At 44.6% G+C, this 18,043-nt stretch carries 22 protein-coding genes; 1 reads left to right on the top strand and 21 read right to left on the bottom strand.

Annotated elements, in window-relative coordinates; all coding sequences use genetic code 11:
- Positions 1 to 43 precede the first annotated feature (43 nt).
- The 4 genes from FJD32_RS22980 to FJD32_RS22965 form a co-directional block, all read right to left on the bottom strand.
- Complete coding sequence (locus FJD32_RS22980) at positions 44 to 1,147, bottom strand: RNA-guided endonuclease TnpB family protein (RefSeq protein WP_140916666.1); 1,104 nt, start codon at positions 1,145 to 1,147, stop codon at positions 44 to 46.
- Between the two features lie 152 nt (positions 1,148 to 1,299).
- Positions 1,300 to 1,815, bottom strand: a complete 516-nt coding sequence (locus FJD32_RS22975; RefSeq protein WP_140907544.1) for a hypothetical protein — start codon at positions 1,813 to 1,815, stop codon at positions 1,300 to 1,302.
- Between the two features lie 2 nt (positions 1,816 to 1,817).
- Positions 1,818 to 2,282: a metal-dependent hydrolase gene (locus FJD32_RS22970; protein WP_037429945.1), complete on the bottom strand. Its 465-nt coding sequence runs from the start codon at positions 2,280 to 2,282 to the stop codon at positions 1,818 to 1,820.
- The gene (locus FJD32_RS22965) at positions 2,279 to 2,893 is read right to left on the bottom strand and encodes an LPP20 family lipoprotein (protein WP_140907543.1); all 615 of its coding nucleotides are present in this window, start codon (positions 2,891 to 2,893) and stop codon (positions 2,279 to 2,281) included. Before FJD32_RS22965 ends, FJD32_RS22970 begins: the two co-directional genes overlap by 4 nt.
- Positions 2,894 to 3,179: 286 nt before the next feature.
- On the opposite strand from FJD32_RS22965, the gene FJD32_RS22960 reads away from it, so the two are divergent.
- A complete protein-coding gene (locus tag FJD32_RS22960; protein ID WP_140907542.1) occupies positions 3,180 to 3,833 on the top strand; it encodes a hypothetical protein in 654 nt (217 codons plus the stop codon).
- A gap of 65 nt (positions 3,834 to 3,898) precedes the next feature.
- On the opposite strand, the gene FJD32_RS22955 is transcribed toward FJD32_RS22960, so the two are convergent.
- The 17 genes from FJD32_RS22955 to FJD32_RS22875 form a co-directional block, all read right to left on the bottom strand.
- Positions 3,899 to 4,399 (bottom strand): hypothetical protein, encoded by a 501-nt coding sequence (locus FJD32_RS22955; RefSeq protein ID WP_226060185.1) that lies wholly within the window; start codon positions 4,397 to 4,399, stop codon positions 3,899 to 3,901.
- A gap of 91 nt (positions 4,400 to 4,490) precedes the next feature.
- Entirely contained in the window at positions 4,491 to 4,928 is a 438-nt protein-coding gene (locus tag FJD32_RS22950; protein ID WP_037429953.1) for a hypothetical protein, read from the bottom strand.
- Between the two features lie 69 nt (positions 4,929 to 4,997).
- The gene (locus FJD32_RS22945; protein WP_037429954.1) at positions 4,998 to 5,222 is read right to left on the bottom strand and encodes a 2Fe-2S iron-sulfur cluster-binding protein; all 225 of its coding nucleotides are present in this window, start codon (positions 5,220 to 5,222) and stop codon (positions 4,998 to 5,000) included.
- Between the two features lie 512 nt (positions 5,223 to 5,734).
- Entirely contained in the window at positions 5,735 to 6,163 is a 429-nt protein-coding gene (locus FJD32_RS22940; protein WP_088212897.1) for a hypothetical protein, read from the bottom strand.
- A 101-nt stretch (positions 6,164 to 6,264) separates the two neighbouring features.
- The gene (locus FJD32_RS22935; protein WP_140907541.1) at positions 6,265 to 7,638 is read right to left on the bottom strand and encodes a DNA cytosine methyltransferase; all 1,374 of its coding nucleotides are present in this window, start codon (positions 7,636 to 7,638) and stop codon (positions 6,265 to 6,267) included.
- A gap of 128 nt (positions 7,639 to 7,766) precedes the next feature.
- Positions 7,767 to 8,054: a hypothetical protein gene (locus FJD32_RS22930; RefSeq protein WP_140907540.1), complete on the bottom strand. Its 288-nt coding sequence runs from the start codon at positions 8,052 to 8,054 to the stop codon at positions 7,767 to 7,769.
- A gap of 121 nt (positions 8,055 to 8,175) precedes the next feature.
- On the bottom strand, positions 8,176 to 8,610 hold the full coding sequence (locus FJD32_RS22925) for a hypothetical protein (RefSeq protein ID WP_011711533.1): 435 nt from the start codon (positions 8,608 to 8,610) through the stop codon (positions 8,176 to 8,178).
- A 111-nt stretch (positions 8,611 to 8,721) separates the two neighbouring features.
- Positions 8,722 to 9,087: a hypothetical protein gene (locus FJD32_RS22920; RefSeq protein WP_011711534.1), complete on the bottom strand. Its 366-nt coding sequence runs from the start codon at positions 9,085 to 9,087 to the stop codon at positions 8,722 to 8,724.
- A gap of 506 nt (positions 9,088 to 9,593) precedes the next feature.
- Positions 9,594 to 10,025: a hypothetical protein gene (locus tag FJD32_RS22915; RefSeq protein WP_088212894.1), complete on the bottom strand. Its 432-nt coding sequence runs from the start codon at positions 10,023 to 10,025 to the stop codon at positions 9,594 to 9,596.
- 327 nt (positions 10,026 to 10,352) lie between these two features.
- Positions 10,353 to 10,655 carry a hypothetical protein gene (locus FJD32_RS22910; protein ID WP_140907539.1) on the bottom strand — a complete coding sequence of 101 codons (303 nt, stop codon included), beginning with the start codon at positions 10,653 to 10,655 and terminating at the stop codon, positions 10,353 to 10,355.
- Between the two features lie 145 nt (positions 10,656 to 10,800).
- Positions 10,801 to 11,820 carry a toprim domain-containing protein gene (locus FJD32_RS22905; RefSeq protein ID WP_086904913.1) on the bottom strand — a complete coding sequence of 340 codons (1,020 nt, stop codon included), beginning with the start codon at positions 11,818 to 11,820 and terminating at the stop codon, positions 10,801 to 10,803.
- A gap of 189 nt (positions 11,821 to 12,009) precedes the next feature.
- The gene (locus FJD32_RS22900; protein WP_205403060.1) at positions 12,010 to 13,755 is read right to left on the bottom strand and encodes a hypothetical protein; all 1,746 of its coding nucleotides are present in this window, start codon (positions 13,753 to 13,755) and stop codon (positions 12,010 to 12,012) included.
- 81 nt (positions 13,756 to 13,836) lie between these two features.
- Complete coding sequence (locus tag FJD32_RS22895; RefSeq protein WP_011711538.1) at positions 13,837 to 14,811, bottom strand: AAA family ATPase; 975 nt, start codon at positions 14,809 to 14,811, stop codon at positions 13,837 to 13,839.
- A 96-nt stretch (positions 14,812 to 14,907) separates the two neighbouring features.
- The gene (locus FJD32_RS22890; protein WP_011711539.1) at positions 14,908 to 15,975 is read right to left on the bottom strand and encodes a DUF3150 domain-containing protein; all 1,068 of its coding nucleotides are present in this window, start codon (positions 15,973 to 15,975) and stop codon (positions 14,908 to 14,910) included.
- A 178-nt stretch (positions 15,976 to 16,153) separates the two neighbouring features.
- Positions 16,154 to 16,549 (bottom strand): hypothetical protein, encoded by a 396-nt coding sequence (locus FJD32_RS22885; RefSeq protein WP_011711540.1) that lies wholly within the window; start codon positions 16,547 to 16,549, stop codon positions 16,154 to 16,156.
- A 344-nt stretch (positions 16,550 to 16,893) separates the two neighbouring features.
- Positions 16,894 to 17,091, bottom strand: coding sequence for a hypothetical protein (locus FJD32_RS22880; protein WP_037426827.1), 198 nt, complete (start codon positions 17,089 to 17,091; stop codon positions 16,894 to 16,896).
- 313 nt (positions 17,092 to 17,404) lie between these two features.
- Positions 17,405 to 17,776, bottom strand: a complete 372-nt coding sequence (locus tag FJD32_RS22875) for a hypothetical protein (protein WP_037426830.1) — start codon at positions 17,774 to 17,776, stop codon at positions 17,405 to 17,407.
- Positions 17,777 to 18,043: the final 267 nt, after the last annotated feature.

The following is an 18,043-nucleotide window of genomic DNA, read 5'->3' as shown; positions in this document are numbered from 1 at the left end:
CAAGGCGTTATGCCCGAAGTTCATTAGAACAATCGGGACTTACTTACGCTCCACAAGCTAACACCGCTTGCCCAGCGGCTTTGATATTAATAGCGGCATTGGTATCACGGTCTAAGCGCGCTTCACACGCTGGACAAGTCCAATGCCTTATATGTAACGGTAGAGAATCAACTACGTGACCACAGCAATTACAACGCTTACTAGACGGATACCACTTGTCAATCTGGACAAGTGTTCTGCCGCGCCATTCTGCTTTGTACTCAAGATGCCTAACCATTTCGCCCCAATTGGCGTCACCAATGGCCTTAGCAAGTCGCGGATTCTTGACCATGTTTTTAACGCTCAAACTCTCACAGCTAATCACTTGGTTTTCGTTTATCAACGTAGTGGTGAGTTTGTGGGTAAAGTCGCGGCGGCAGTCGGCAATCTTCGCCTGAATGCGAGCAACTTTGATTCTGGCTTTGTGGAAGTTGGCAGTTCCTTTCTTCTTCTTGGAAAGGCGGCGTTGCGCCTGAGCCAATTTCTTCTCGTACTTTGCAGTATGGCGGGGATTGCCAGATTTAAACCCGTCAGCGGTAATCACAAGGTCGGTCAAACCCAAATCAATACCCGTTGTCTTTTTGGTAACAGGCAGTGGTTTAGGCTCGAAGCGGCAAAGCATAGACACGAAGTAGCGGCCTGCACTGTCTTTCGAGATAGTAACGGTAGTTGGTTCGCTAGGAAGTTCACGCGACCAGCGAATATCAAGCGGCTGTTTGGACTTGGCAATGTAGATATTGCCATCTTTGAACTTAAACGCCGACTTCGTGAATTCTGCGCTTTGCTTGCTGCGCTTCTTCTTAAAGGCTGGATACTTCGCCCTTCCTTCAAAGAAGTTCTTAAACGCAGTTTGTTGATGGCGCAAAGATTGTTGGAGCGGTACACACGACACGCTGTTAAGCCATTCAAACTTAGTTTGCTTCTTGAGTTCGGTCAGCTTAGAGCTTGCCGTGTTGTAGTTAACCTTTTTGCTTTCGTTGTAGAAAGCGTCGGTACGCCATTTAAGGATCGCGTTGTAAACGAAACGCACACAGCCGAAAGTCTGCGCAAGCAATTGAGCCTGTTCAGTCGTTGGGTAAAAGCGTTGTTTAATAGCGATCTCTTTCATAGTTCACAAGAATACAGTTGTTTTTGTGAAAGTAAATATTAACATTAACCAATCGGGTAGTTTTTGCTCCTTCGGAGCAACCGCTATCCCTCCTCGCCCTAGAAGGACGGGGTTTCTCGCGGGATTTAGATGAAAGTAAGAGATTAAATAATTTAGACTGAAGACGTGATGTGATGCAGGCTATTTACTAAGTTAGTGATTAAAAATTTCAATTTTAGCAGACTTGCCCCACCCCAGAAATCAGCACAACTTGCGCACGTTACGACACCAGTGGCGAGTGATACACGAATAGAATCACGAATGTGCTTAGCTTTGAAATTCACCATTGCATTCCATTCCGGCGTACATTTCACCGAATCCGAGCTAAACATTAACGCTAAACGTAGCTCAGCCGCAGGGTATTCATCGTTCCAAAATTTTTCGTTGAAGTAATTACCGTTAACCCCGACTTCTAATCGAGTGTCACCGGCGACAAACTCAAGATGCGAGTCGTGCTGAATTACAAAGACTGAGCGATTCAGTAGTTGCTCCAACACAACAGTGATCATAGCTTTGACATCTTTTGGCGTCGCAGAATCAACAATCTCAGAAAATCTTGAATCTCTGAGAGTTTTCTCTTCGCGAGCTCTAAACATCATCACTACGTTTTGCGCACCAGAACTTCCCATCTTCAATACATCCATCTTAAAAATAAAATAATACCAACACTTGCTACTACTGCATGATTTAGCCCAATTCGTTGCGCTCTACCCAATGGCCAAAATGGTCTAATTCCGGCCGGAGTCACCGCGTCCCCAAGTAAATGACTTAAATAGCCAATGACTAGGGCTTGCGATGCGATAGAGTCAGCTTGATGGCTGGCTAAAAGCCAGACCATTAGCCCAACAGCCCACAATGAGTGAGTGATACCACGATGTGAGAAGAGCGAAAGAATCGTTGATATTGGTTTAATCCTTCTTCCCAATTTCGACTCAGGATGATCTATGTCAGGTAATAACGACGCTATCGCCACCACGGGTAACATCAAACACGCATCTACAACACCGATTACTGTCTCAGGGGCATAGGAGTTGACGATAGCAGCGTAAACGCCCCAACAACCCACTCCTAGGCCCACATGAGCAGCATATCTCATCGGGTCACAACTTCCGCAGCTGTCACATTTCCCACAGTCGGAGAAGGTTTCACTAACGCTTCAACTTCTGAATAGGCCTTTTGCGAGCGCTCGTCAAAGCTGCGCTCGTTTAGTTCAATCATACGCTCCAGCTTGTCGTAAGGCAGGTGTAACAGCATATACACTACGTACAGCCCGTTATCGACGCGAACTTGGGTGTTAACGTGGTTATAGCCAACGACTTTTGCACGATTTACTAGCTTAACAATTGTTTCATCATTCAACTGATTAGTGCGACCATTGCGCACTTCAGTGTTTTGACGCTCACGACCAGAAACTTCCTGCGATACTGTCTTAGCAATCGCGTATTCCGCATTTAAGTTCGCAATATTGCGAGCGGCCATCAAGTTATCAGCACGGCCCATTGCCGTCGCGTAAACGCCATCACCATTCGAAGCAGGAGGGTTTAAGAACCACTCAGGCGCCTCTTCAATAGCGTCGTTCATTTGTTCATTTTTTTGTTCTACTAGCTCTTGTTGTGCTTCGACATAATCAGAAACAGGGTTTGAGCTGCAAGCAGACAGAGCTAAAACAGATAATGCTACGGTTGTTAATTTGTGTTGAGTTTTCATCTAGTAATTCCTTGTTTGTTAAAGTTTATGACCAGAATCATTTCATCACAGTTCTAAAACGTGGCAAATTTGCTGCATTATCTTGCTAAATCAGTTGGTTATAATATTATTTTAACAAACTTGGTGACGTGCTTCTCAAAAATATCTACCCAATAACGAGAATAATACAGGATAACAAAAAATTGGGTCGATATTTTTTTTAAAACTTGGTCTGAGCTCCTAAATTTGCGAAAAAAATTTTCTGTGAGATAAAGTTCACATAACAAATTTACATCTTGAGGTAAGCATGTCGCGCATTTCGATTCACCCACTATTTTCCGAATTGGCAGTGGAGTTAGGCTGCAACAGTGCGCCGAGTCGTTTGGTGTTCTTGGAGGTACATTTAAGATTAATTGGTCTCGCGCCAGAACAGGTCAATAAAGAGCATTTAAAGCAACTGATTAAGCTCCTATTTGACGAAGAGATTAACCTGCACCCTCATCATTCAGACTTGGCCTTAGTCTCAATACCAGGCATTGCAGAGCCATACCCAATACTCACTGCCCGAGGCTACAACCGGTTGTATAAATCGGATAAAGCTGGGGAATTCCGCGTCAAAGCCATTTCCAAAGGGGAAGAGTTCACTACAGCTAACATTGATGCCATGAGCAAGCCTGAGCAATATCACGTTGCGCACAATGCGGAACTGGAAGGGTTTGCCGCCGTGTACAGTGATAATAGCAATCTGCTGTTAACGGGGGTTATTTCAGTGGATGAAGTAGAAGATGTGCTCCACCGATTCCACCGCTGCAGTTTGTCGTTGGCAGAAGTCGGCGCAGGCCTCGCGTTTAATCGCTTATTCAAGGTCAATCGTGCATTTAAAATGTCACCCGCCACCAGCGCCTTTGCGGGTTGGTTTTCGATGGCAAGAGCCGCGTTAAAGACCGTTTATTCAAATTAACTAGCCAAAAAATCCAAAAAAAAACGACGAAGGGATGCCTTAGCATTCCAACGTCGTTTTACACTTTAGTGCAGATCTTGCTTGATTAAATCCACCATCAGTTTATTGCCTGCATACTGAAAATAATCGAGCCAACCTGCCACTGAAAACGATTCAAAACTGGGAGTGTTCCATAGTCCCCAGATATTTAAATCGCATCCACGCTTAATAATATCCTCCAACTGACCGTGCGGTTTCCGGTGAACAATATTAAGCATTTTTTCAATTGAGATCGGTTCTATCGATGATTTCCCGTCATCAATTGAGATTAAATAAGGGCTTGTGGGGTAACCTGCATTGTGCCAAAAGCTCACATATACAGGGTTTACGCCAAGTCCCACAGGGATTAACACCGAACCGCCTTCGCGCAGCTGCCACAAGAACTGCTTGATACCTTTGTCAGCAAACCTTGTAAGCGTTTCGAGATCGACCTTTAAATCATCTTTATAGACAATCGGCAGGTTTAATCGATTCGATTCAGATGTCATAGAAGCGAAAACAGTATTAATTTCTGATTCGTAATTCATGGTGCTCACTCCAAAATTTAAATGGGTGAACGCCCTAGGGTCGTTTCACCCTAGGGTCTTTGTAACGGCGTAACCGTTTTACATTGTTAAGTTAAAAAATCGAGATTATCGAGATTGCAAAACCTATGGTGCCAAGAACAAGACCTATTGCGCCCATTCGCATAGAAATACGAATGTTTAAGTCTTGATGATCCCAAAAATGTTTGAAAATCTCTAACTGCGTCGAATCAGTCACCTTTAAATTGACAGGATTAGTATGCAGCTTTAATCCCAACTGCTGAATCCCGTCGTAATCTATCGCTATCTGATTCTTCGTTAGTGAAAGATTTCCCGAATTACCCATTGCATAGCGCAGGATCCAGAACCCATTGTCGAGGTTTTGGATCGTAACTGGCTTTTTACGCATAAATCGCTTAGTAAGCACTTGACGGCGAGAAGGACTACTGACGATGTTATAATTGCACATTCGAACAATCCCCATACCACCTTCGTCTTCCTCTGTTAATCGAATAACTTTATCTACTTGCATAACTCACTCCGAATGGATTAAGAGTGAGCAACCCACAAGGGTGATTGCTCACCCAAGGGGTAATAGAAATTAAACTTCTAAGGTCACGTCAGTATGTGCTATTGCACAACACACAAGCACATGACCGGCTTTGACGCTAACTGGCTCTTCTTTATAGCTTACAACTCCATTAACTAATTTGGTGCTGCAAGCCCCGCAGTAACCGCTTCGGCATTCAGTAAAAACAGAAATACCTTTAACTTCAAGCTGCAAAAGAAGAGTGGAGTTATTATCTGACTCAATTGATATAAGCATGACTTGCTCCTTTTAAAGTAAGCCACACCCGTCGGGTAAGGTCTTACCCGATAGTTATTAATCGTGACTAAAGATCGTTGATGAAACAGATGTGCCGGTTGTATTCCGATTGGTACGTAAGCTCGTCAGGGGCGTTGACGTAAACCACGTCCCCTTCGGTGTAAGTGCATAACATGAGAGATTGAGGGTTAACCCATAATCCTTGGTACTCGTCGCAATACTTCCGCTCCCATCCACTCTTAAGTGAGGACTCAAAGTTTAATGAGCCGCCGAACGGCCAGAAATCTCTGACCATCGTAGACCCATACATACTTAACTCCGGTTTTGCTCTGCCCTTTTGGATACGCTTCTTAATGAGTCGGCGTAACCATCGTTTCTGAGCAATCTCCTTACTTGAGATATATTTCTGACCTGTTTTTCTGAACCAATACAGGTCGCCATCGATACTTTTTAACGACTCATTCAGTTCGTTAATGTTTAACAATGACGTTTTCTTGTTTGCATGAGAGTTATTAAACATGTGCTAATCTCCCTGCGTTTTGACCGAAGCTCACAATCCCGTTCCAGCTAACTTCTTCAGTGAGTGGCAATGGAATGGCTTGAGGTTTCGAAGACATTGCATAGCAGAACTCAATAAGCCCGATGTCATCACGGCTAATTGACTTCAATGACGTTGGTTTTGCTTTCGCAATACGGAAGCCCCAGAAGCACAAATTCATGAGTTCTAGTTCATCCTGAATCTCAAACGGAAGTAGGTTCCCTTCGAGTTTCACGGTCTCAACAGCTGCAAGTCTCACGTCGCCTGATTGTTTTATCACATATAAACCAATGTGATAAACATAGAGCTTAGGGCGACGGTCAATTTCAATCCCCTGTAAAGTGGCATAGGCCACGATTTTTTTAGTGCTTGTTTCCCAGGCACCTACTACTAAATTTTCCATATCTCACTCCAAATTTAAAAAATGCCCGTAAGGCATAAACAAAAAAAGGGGGAGTTATGGCCCGGAGGGGCAAACTCACCCCCAAGGGTTAAATTTTGATGTTAAGCTGCAACTGCAGTATTAACGGTATTGGTTAAAAGCGTTGTTCCTACTGATTGCATCAAGTCTTTAAAAGCAGGGTATATCACCGATTGCCCAAGGATTTGATGCGCCAGTGTGTCAGACAATCCCTGAATGACTTCAACGGGGATCCCCTTCACGCGGCAATGCTCAACCGGTGTGAACAATCTTGATAACGCGGAGTCAACTGGATTGATGATGAATGGCTCAGTGCTACGGCATTTCGCGTAGTCCTTGCCTATCACACCACAGCCATCGGAATCTGCTGTCAATAACTGACGAGCAAACCCCTTACCTGCCGCTTTATCGCGCTCTTCCTTCGCCGCCAGATAATCAAACGGCTTGTACCTGTCGCTATCGTCCGGCACCGCATCCAAAATATGCCCTAGACTGGGCTCTGGAAAGCGAGAAGGCATAAGTGAATAGATGTCAAACTCTGACATATCAATTCCCGACGACAGAGCGACAACGGCTAAGCGTTTACGACGTTCTAAAACCCAGCGGCCACCATCTAATGTGGTTTCGTGGAGGTTGTACCCCAACGAACCCAGCACAGACCTGATGACTGTCATTGATGAAGTATTGGCGTATTCGACCACATTTTCTATCAAGATAATCGCCGGATTTAACACTTGCGCGAACTGAAGAAACGAGAAGAACAAAGCGCCTGCCGAATCGTGAGATTCTGCGAACTGGAGCTTCAGTTTACTTCGACCGCTTTTTGATGCGCCGACGCAAGGGATACCTCCTACTAGCACATCGACCTCCATATTGCATTGCTGCAAGTTCACATCTTGAACCGGAGACTCAATCACAATAGAACTGCTATCCCACAACTCTGGATTGTTGGTCAGGCTCGAATCGAGGTACTGGGACTCTAGCTCAACAGCGACAGCTATTTTGCTGGAGATCCCCGCCGACTCTAATCCATGATGGACAGCCTTATCTAACACGCCACCGCCATGGAATAACGAGGCCACTTTCAATGACTCACCATTTTGCAGGCGTGACATTAATCGTGATTCCCGACTCTTAACCCGCTCAGATTGATGATGCGCTGAGATAATGATTACCCCTGCTTTAATCAACACTCTGAGTTTGCTAATGCCTTCAAAAACCTCTGTAATCGCTTTACAGGTTAAATCGATAATGGGTGTGATATTACCGTTTTTACTGCGACGGCTTACGGTGTACTTACCCTGTTCATCTGCCGCTAAGCGGATTTCATTTCCGTTTGCGTGAATAGTGTAATTTCGACCTGCATCCCACCCTTCTCGTGATAGCTTGGAACCCTCGACCCACACGCGAGCGCGGCCTTTGGAATCTCCAATTTTAGTATTAATGATTGTTGCCATGTGACTCACTCCATAAATGCCCGTAAGGCATAAAACAAAAAAGGGTGAGCTATGGCCCTAGGGGACATTACTCACCCCAAGGGTTAAATTTTGATGTTAAGCTGCAATGGCAGCATTAACTGTCTAGGTTAAATTGCTAGTGAAGCTAAAAAGCGGTATATCGCGCTAAAGACGATAGATATAACTGCCACTTTGAGGATGTAATTGAAGTTGAAACTTGCCTTAACAAGCTGATTCAATAGCACATACGAATTAACGACCCCAATTAAAACGATTAAATCCTCTTTGGTCGCATTAAAAAGCAGTACATATCCAAAAAGCCCAGTTATTAAAAAAGAAGCATCGAGAATCGCAAAAAAACGCTGCTCTCGACGATCTATAATCTCGCTTTTACTGCCACCTTCTAATTTACTCATAGCGTGTCCTCACTACTGATTAAAGGTACACGCAGCCCAAAGGCACTTGTGTACCCTTGGGGGTTAAATATCGACTACAAAGGCTCTTTCACTAAGCGGCGCTGGGCTCGCTTGAAAGGTGTCAAACCATTGTTGTTTCGAATTTACGCATTTCGGCTTGAATCAATTTAAGATTTTCATAAATCGAAGCGGCTAATAATGCAGTGCGGGAGGCATTCTGATGAAACTCCAATATCCTGTCTTGATTGACCACCTTCTCTGCATCTTGAAGATGCTCCGAAGATGCCCAATTCATAAGGGATATGTAATCATCAAAGTCTGCTCTCATTATGATGTTGTTCAGGTTCTGGATTGAATTAACTAATCCAAAACCTGTCAGGTTTTCTATATCATCTACAACGATGACTTGAGACCCTTTTACATAAAGGATGTCTTCCATCCCCTTGTAAAACAGCACGATTGTTTGACGCTTTTGGTTTATCAATACGTCCAAATGTGGTGCCGTCAAAGCCACAAGTTGTTTTGCTTCTTTGAAACTGATTTTCTGTAATTGCATGACTCACTCCAAAATTTTAGAAATGCCCGTAAGGCATTAAAATAAAAGGGTGAGTCTGCCCCATGGGGACAAAACTCACCCCCAAGGGTTTAAAAATCAAATTCGATAAGGTTACAGCACTTCCTGTACTCGCAAATAGAGGTCTCTAACGCGATTTTTAGGTATGGTACCGATGATCACTTGTTTGCCATCTTTGACAAAGTATTCCGGTGTCACAGGAACCCAGCGAGTTCTTCCGAGGCAAAATTTTGTATCTTTGTCTAATTTTTCCATCTCGTGACTTCTAAAAGTGAGCTCTCCCCGGTGGTTTTCGTCCACTCGTTGACTTGTGCCGTAAGCCAAGCGCAACTGTGTACCAGACGGGTCTGCATCAACAACTAAAACAGGACGGAATTTGGGGCCTGGCCGATTAGGATGTTCATCCGAAGGGAACCAGGCAAATAGAATGACCCCAACTAGGGCCGTAGGGTTACTCATAGGAACCTCGACCTAGTTGTAGGAAATAATTTGATTGAATTATGGTTTGCTGAATACCCCATTTCTCGCGAAGAAATCCTCAATGGACTCTCCTGCGATCGATGGCGAACAGTCACTCTGCATTCCTGCTGAAACGAAACGTAGAACCAATTGCTCAGTTGTAATACCGAGCTGAGAAGCTTTGGCCTCCAATTCTGCAAGAAGAGTGTCACGATCATCAAATCGAATTGTGATTGATGGCATGTTAGATACTCGTATAAAAAGTTTACTTGAGCATCGTAGCACGTTCTGTTGTAACATGAATATTCTCCTGTGGAACAACTAAACATAATTAGCTAACTCAAAAGATTCTTGAGCCATTTTCAGTGAAGTGGCATCAATCACCCTTGCTGAGTTCTCACCATCACAAATGAATTTTTTCATAGCGGATACCTATAAAGTTAATTAAAGGGAATCCGCCCTAGGGCAAAATTCCCTAGGGATGGTTAATCTATGTTGATTTATATTTATGCGGCTTCTCGAATGTAAGCACCAGAAGTCCAAGCGCTTGTCGCGATTCGGACTTCATATTGCTCACTTAACTCATCGAAAAGTTTTGTACTTGCAGAAGCATGATGGAAAAGAGCCAAAGGATTAAATTCCCAAGGTTCTGACCAATTCGCTTCTTTGATTTGTACGCTGATAGCGATGTAGCTACACCAGCTGGTTAACAGCACTTTATAAAAGCCGTTTTCAGCGATAATTTCTCCATCTCTAGTGCGAACATTAAATGTTGGCTCAGTGAATGATTTCGGTAAAAGAGACTGAACTGTCTTTTTTACGTTCTCAATAAACCACTGAGTCTCGTCGTGCAACTCCCAAGGTTCCCAAGCTTCATCAAATGGTAATTCGATATGTACGGTACTTGCGTTTGCTAGACAAAAATGACCTGCGCCCATAACTCACTCCTAAAAATTAATTAGTAAAAAAGTAAAATGGTGCGCAGGCCTTGAGGCTATGCACACCTCAAGGGTTTTGGCTTTAAGCGGTACTTAAAGCATTGTTAGACCTTAACGTAGGTTCGACGGGCTTTCGCCAATACATGACCGCAGTACAAGAATCATCAAGTACATTAGTCATGCAAAATCCAACTGTATTTAAAGTAGTCGATTTACGACGGTCTTAAACAAGGTTGGAAGGGTTGCTCGGTTAGCACTGAGGCCGTTACCGAGTAGCCATCAAAGTTGGCCACTCGGTAACGGCCCCGCGTTGGCAGGGCTTTGGAATTAACTATCAAAGGGAACCCTGATAGTGATACCTGCGGGGGGTGACTTCCGGCTAAGAACGTATCCAAGCACTTCACCGCAATCGGTGTGAGAGCTTGTGATCATTCGCTCACCGTCTGTCTCAATGAACCGCCATACGCTACAGGATTCCTCCTTTTTCACGCTGGGGTGCAGGTAGTTTTTTCCGTTGATGTGGATTTCTTCTCCTGTAGATTTCTTGCTCGGTTTCGGCTGAAACTCAAGGAAAAAGCTCACTTCATCAACGTAGTTCGTTGGGCAGTTTGGAAAGCCGTTTTGACTCATATTCACTCCATTAGTTTATAGAGTGAGGGCTTCCCATTGAGGGCTTTCGCCCTCGCTGTGTGTGGTATTTAGGTGTTCATCTCAAAGTAGACTGTTATTAATCCACTTTAAAATGAACACCTTTTGTAAGGTATTCATTTACGACTCAAGCCGCTGTCGGTTTTGATAGTTGATTGTATTCATCAAGCCAATCAATGCCTTTCGAACCCGCTGGTATTGCTTGCTTGGGGAAAAATACCCGAGCCTCAACACCATGCGATTCTAACCGCTTCCTGAGATTTTCCGCTGCCGCCTGACCTGCGCCAGAAACGTCTTTATCAGCAAAAATGCTGACTCGTTTTACACTCGATGGAATGTGAACAGCTTCTAACAATCTATCGCTGTAACACGCCCACGTCGGTAAACCGGACATCTCTCGCACTGCCAGAGCAGTCTCAATGCCTTCAGCAACAGCCAAGTGTTCCCCAGGATGATAATCAAGGCGGATAGCTCCACCTCTTATATCACCTGGTGGCGACATAATTTTTTTTACGTCTTCCACATTGGCCTTATTACCTTCGGGTGTCAGGTAGATCCGGTGCAATGTCAGGGGCTTGCCTTCTTTATCGAAATAAACGCCTAACATCGCTGGAGTCCAGCTTTTCACCAATTTCCCATCGACATTGCTGACGTTCAGACACGATTTAATTCCGCGCAGTGTATTGGGTAAGTCAGATACATCTAAACCGCGTTTAGACAGATAAGCCTTCACATAATCAGCTTCCATTGCGTGAACGGATTTTGACCACACCTTGCGTAATGACTCGGTACGTTTTGCAACATCTTCCGGAGGTAATGTGTACTCGGCAGGTTTGCTAGAACCCGATGCCACGTACTCAGAATCTAATTTCAGATTAGCCAAACGACTGATTTCATCGCAGGCCTTCATCTTCGGTAGATCAAGTACGTATGCCACCGTATCTATCACATCCATGTAACCAACCCCGTTGAGGTAAGTTGAACCATTGGATGCAATTCGAAACACGGTTGTCCCACTCCCCGTCCGAGGATCAGGTACTTGAGATGGTTTCTTGCGTAGCGCTTCGCTGAGCGCCGGAATTTTGCCGTAAATATCTAACGGATTAACGCTAGACCGAATAGCTTGGATTTTTTGTATTGCGTCCATAAATGCTCCTTTACTCAGGGGATCTTTGATACCCACTAACTAGAGAACGCATCAAAGATCCCCCGAGGGAAATCTAGGACGAACACACAGAGAGAGCGATTGCAGGGAAGCAATCAAACTGCGTATTCATGCGCTAAATGGCGCACTTCTCCCTAGAGGGGAAGTACGCCCCTCTAGGGATTTAAAGTGTTAAATGTGTTGCTTAAGCAACTGCATTAACTGTTTCGGTAACTCGTTGACGTGGTCGATACAGGCTACTTTAAGGTCTTTAAAACCAGTAAACCTTACGTCCACCTGACCAATGATGACAGGCAAAACCACAACGCCATGCTGAGCTAACCAATCGAGAGAACCAACCACTTCCTGCGGAACGTCCGGTTGACCATCGGTAATCACAAACATCACCTTTTTTTGCGATGACTGTAAAATGAGCTTGCTGCCCATTTCCATCATCGCACTTCCAGTACTTGTGCCGCCGAGCTCTACATATGGCAAAACCGAAGGTGTCTTCTTCAGAGCAAAACCTTTTAGCTCCAGATAAAAATCACCAAACAACGATAATGACGTCAAAACACCACTCTGTTTTTCAAGAGCCTGTGTCATTGCCATTGCCGCCTTTGTTGCTACATAAGAGCGGTATGTGTCGTCCCACGGATACCCCATAGAACCTGAAGCATCAAGCAACACACCAACTGAAAGGTTTGCCGCAATATCACGACGGATATTTTTAGCGCCAGGATTCCCCAGAAAAGCATCGACCAACCGATCCTCGTCTAACTCCCCAAACTGCGTCACGCCGGATAATTTCATGTTTCGTTGTCGGAACATGACCTTAACAGCATTGGCGACAGCGCCATTCACCTGCAGATTTGCCGCAGGGAAAACATTGCTTGGATTACCACGCAGCAACTCCTGCACTGTGTAAGGAACGACTTTGATTGGTTCAGGAACACGAGAATAGTTACTCATATCTTGCTGATATCGGTGAGCCTCTAACAGTTTGCCAACGTCCAAGTCCTCGAAGGATTGCTCCAAATCGATTTCATTGAACCCTTTGCTATTGCTAAGAGCCTTCCCGCTAGTATTGCCGTTGCTTTTACCTTCAGCGTCACCTTCAGCGTCACCTTCAGCGTCACCTTCAGCATCACCTTCAGCATCACCTTCAGCATCACCTTCAGCATCACCTTCAGCATCACCTTCAGCATCACCTTCAGCATCACCTTCAGCATCACCTTCAGCATCACCTTCAGCATCACCTTCAGCATCACCTTCAGCATCACCTTCAGCATCACCTTCAGCTTCACCTTCACCTTCAGCTTCACCTTCAGCTTCACCTTCTTGCTGATTAGCCTGTTGCATTGCCGCAAGCTCTAACAGAAGGTTTTCTGCCAACTCACGCACTTCTAAGGTGTCTTTCGCCGTTTGTGCAAGCTGTGCGTATTTCAAACACAACTTATCAAGCTCCAGTGTTACCCAATCAAATCCAGCTAATGCTGGTTTGATCGCAGTAATCCCGTTTTCAAGGTTTCCGACTAGAAGTACGTAATACAAAATGTCGTCGAGACAGTTTGTAAACTCACGCTTGGTAATGATGTCTACCAATATTCTTCGGCTTGATTGATAAGACTGTATTGCGCCAGGAAATTCCCTGATATTGCGCAAGTCGATTCTTATGTCCTCAAGCACGTTGATTGCGTTTTTCAACGCTGTACTGGTCTGCTGCATGACGTTTCCGATTGCACTGAAGTTGGTGTGATTGAGATGGGCCGACTCGTGAAGTAACGAGCAAACCATCTGATCCCACGGGCCAACCCCAATGACAATTCTTTTACCGTTGGTGTAAGAACTGCCACCAGCAATCGTGACGTTAACGCCTTTGCGAGTTAACGCATTCGACAGCATCGAGAATGACGCTTGTTCAGTATTTCTTTTCATTTCTCACTCCAATTGCACCCGTAAGGTACAAAAAAATGGGGTGAGAAAGCCCTTGGGGGCGTACTCACCCCAAGGGTTAAATTAAGCATTCGCAGCTGTTAGCGATTGCGTAAACATTTCAGCTAAATGCAGCTTGCCCAACTCATTAAGCGCTAGACGCTCTTCAGGAGTTGAAGCGGCTGTAAACACAATCTCAAACACCTCCTGCATCGTGAAGTCAGGCAACAACTCCCACATTACCGCCCAATCAACTAAAACACGAGTTGATAGTGCTGATTGAATGCAGTGCTGAGAATTGCCGTTGACAGCATCGGTGTTCATCGCATCACGTACCGTTTTGGCAAATTTCGCCATCGCAAGACGAATACGATAAGACAGCTTAGTCATATCACCGAGAATATCTGTATCCACAGAAATTGCTGGATATTCAAAGCCAATCCAAAGGAAGCGACGTTTAACCGCCTCGTCCATATCGGATGAAATAGAACCGTAACGGCCAGACATGTCGGCTATACCTGGGGTCTGACACGTTGCAATTACTCTAAAGAGCGGGTGAGGATTTACCACCTCGCCAGTTTTCTCAATCGCAAGAGGTTTGCCCTCGAGGATTGGGTGAAGACTAGCTAGCAGGTCGAATGAGCCTTTATCCAGCTCGTCCAGCAACAGAATACCGCCTTCGCGATACGCTTTGACCACCACGCTCTCTTCAAAAACGGTTTCACCATTTTTGATACCAATGTTGCCCTTCAGCGTTTCGGGGCGCATGGTTTCACTCACGGATACTCGGTGCAGAGATAAGCCAAGAGAAGCCGCAAGAAACGCGACAAACTCCGTTTTACCCGTACCTGTTTCGCCATAACAAGCCAGTGACATGTTACGGCTCTTTCCGAACATCCAAGTCAGCGCAATGAGCAAATTACGCTCGTTTGGTCTGTACTTGGGGTTCACTTTTGGCACGTTAGCCATACCTTCAAAAACAGCGACCATTTTACCGCTTAAAGTTGGGCATAATGGGAATACTGTTGCACCGGATACTTGTTTAGCTTTAATAGACATAACTCACTCCAAAATTTTAGAAATGCCCGTAAGGCATTAAAATAAAAGGGTGAGTCTGCCCCATGGGGACAAAACTCACCCCCAAGGGTTTAAAAATTAATTAAAAAACGCAGCAAAAGCGGCATCTAACTCGGCACTTAATTCCGAGTGCTCCACTTCTTCAGTCACTTTTGCCGTTGTAACTTCCGTTTCACCACTGTCTTCTGTAGATCCGCGTAACGCATGTAGCAACTGAGCGACATCTTCATCAATCTCAGCCATAGGCTCGTTAACAATTTCAGGCTCAACCATCGCTTCCAAGCCTAGTTCGTCGTATGACGTTAACAGAGTTTCAAGCGCGGTTTTGTTGCTTAATGACGTTAGTAACAGCCGTAACAAACCTAACGATTTGCTATCCAGTTGCCCATTCTTAGGGAACGAGTTGCGCATCTCATTGAGACATGCCGCAAGTCCGACCCAAGTATCAGAAAGAAAACTGAAGTTCGCCGCCTTTGCTTCCATATCAGCAAGGAATGAAATTGCCTTTTGACCAATCACGTCGCCGCGACCAATCTTATTCAACACATCCTCTGACAAATCCGCAAATTCTTGAAGCAGCTTTTTATCCAAGTGAGTATCAGCAGCAGCCGATTCATCATCGGACATAGAACCGATAACGATAGACATTGGTGGGCTCATGCTCATATAGAAGCGTGATTCCACGTCACTGACAGTAGGCGCATCACGGCGAATGAATCTTGCCGCTTCAGGATGTGCCGCACACTGGTTATCCAGCAGCTCTTCGTAATCTTTCACGAAGGCTTCTGCTTCCTCATTAAAAGCACGCTGAATTGCTTCAAAGCGAATTTTTAAGGTATCGAACTCACTCTCAGGGACTAACCACCCACCCCAAACAGGAATGCCAGCAGTATCCATGAGTCGCTTAGCTCTCATGTAATATTTACTGACGAATTTAAGGGCTGATTTATCAACCAAGAACTTACGAGGCTTCTCTGTGACTTCTGACACGTCCCCACCTTGATCATCAAATACCTTTGATGATTTCTCTGACTTCTTGCCCGAAAAGGACGAGAAATCTAAAGACAGATGGAGACCTTTTTGGCCTTGCAATGAAGCAATTTTGGCCTGACGTGCAGCGATGTTACCTGCGGTATTAAATTTCATGACTCACTCCAAATATGCCCGTTAGGCATAAAAAAAGGGTGAGTCTGCCCCGGGGGGACAAAACTCACCCCAAGGGTTAATAAATTGATTTGTTCACCAGCTGCAGCAGTCAAACTCCGTTGGCGTTTTATGGCTCGGATTTTACTGATGCAATTGGATATGCTGGAGCGATACTGACTCAAAATAGTGCCAATGATTCGCCCCAAGAAATAGTCTGCCAAACGCCTTCGCCATTTCGCAATTGCGATTGCTGCTTAGTGCGTTTTTTAGACCAAGTTTCGTTGTTGAGCTTTATTCTGGCATTGACGATTTCAACTGGGTCAACGACGTCTAAGACACCATCCCTCAGTAAATCACAATCTAAACCAGCATAACGACAAGCAACTAGAAACTGCTCTGAAAACACCCAGTCAAGAATGTCTTCCGCTTCAGTCACCGAATCTCTCAGTAACTCCAGATTTGCAGAAATGATTCCGTCCCAAAAAGCGCGACATTGTTCAGCGCTCCAATCAACAGATTCATGAATGCCTAATTCACCCAACGATTTCTCGCGGGTTTGATATTTTTTAGCCATACCCACTCCAAATAAATAAGTTGCGGGTACGGCCCTTTAGTGGGCAGAACCCACAAGGGAAAAAATGCTTAACGCAGCATCAAAGCGCCCTTTCGGGAGATTGTGATGGTCAAACTAGATGCTCTAGTAGACGCACCACAACCAAACAACAACTCGGCAATTAAATTCCAGTTTCGCGTAGGCGATTGGAATACTGATGTTCAGCGCTTAATTGGGAGTTGTTGTGAGGAAGCATGGAGTGGTACTAAGCAAAATAGGCTTGAAAAAACCCACTTTGGTTAGTTGTGCCAATCAGCACCGGCACTGATTGGCTGACACGTCCGTAAGACGGTCTTACTAGCCGGTTAGATAACACCTAGAGTTTCCTCTGGTGACAGAATGTTTTGAGATTTTGCCCAAACTGATAAACGCTCAGCCAGTTCGCCATGATCACTGCTGCTCACATCAAAACCAACCTTGCTTGATGTAATAGCAACACATTTTTCAGACGCGGTAACGAGCACATTCAGATCAGAGAAGAAAATCGCAGATAGTGTAGACATAAGTAAAATTCCTGTTTATAGAGTGTCGCTAGTGCTGTCTATTGCGAAAGAGCATTAGTGACACCCCATAAACAGTCCTAGAGGACGCTTAAGTGATGTCGATTTACAGTGGTTAATTTGGCATTACCAAACTAGGCCCAATCTCTCTAATACAGGTCTAACTAAAAACAGATAGATAGTCATAAAACCCATAAAGATTGCCGCAAATACGATAGCGTCCATAGTCTCACTCCAGTTTTAATAAAATAAAAAAGAAAAGGGGTGATAACGCCTTTTAGGGCAATTCATCACCCCAAAAAGGTAGGTTTGTTAATCAATGTAACAAGTTGAATAGATTCCGTTTGGCCAAGCGTGTACGTGCGCCAGAGTCAAGCAAGGCATACGTAAAACTGTCTTGAAGCTCTAAAGGGAGTCGATTCATTAGTTCTTTAAATGTCGCAACCATCTCTGATTTCAAAGATTCAGCCGCAGATAAATAAAGGGTCCCACACAACTCACCAGCTAAATCAGCATGGAATTTGGCGTTTTTTTGAATTTTTGAATTGACATCACGAAACGGAGAATCGTTAAGCAAGGCAATCTGAGCTGAAGCAGTTTGAATCTCGCCTTCAGCGTCACAAAGTGTGATTTTTTGATTAAGGGTGATCTGATGCAGAACACTCTCGGCCGAAAAAATACTATTCATAGTTCACTCCAATAATTAAAAATTGGGTGAACAATCCCTGTGGGGGAATATTCACCCACAAGGGAAGATATTTAGAAAATCTAAACATCTGGTTTCAGGTCGCTAATCTGAATTGAGTCTGAGTCCGAGGCTAACGGAGACTTTTGGTTGCTGCGTAGCAACACCTTTTGAACTAAACGCCGAATCTATCTAACTGAATTTTTCAGTGATAGATTTTTCGTAAAGAAATGGAAAGCTGATATTCAGCGAGCCAGACGTTTAGGTGGG

This window comes from Shewanella sp. LC6 (genome assembly GCF_006385735.2).
GTDB lineage: Bacteria > Pseudomonadota > Gammaproteobacteria > Enterobacterales > Shewanellaceae > Shewanella > Shewanella xiamenensis.
The sequence above is the reverse complement of the archived record's forward strand: the minus strand, read 5'-3'. Positions and strand labels throughout refer to the sequence as shown.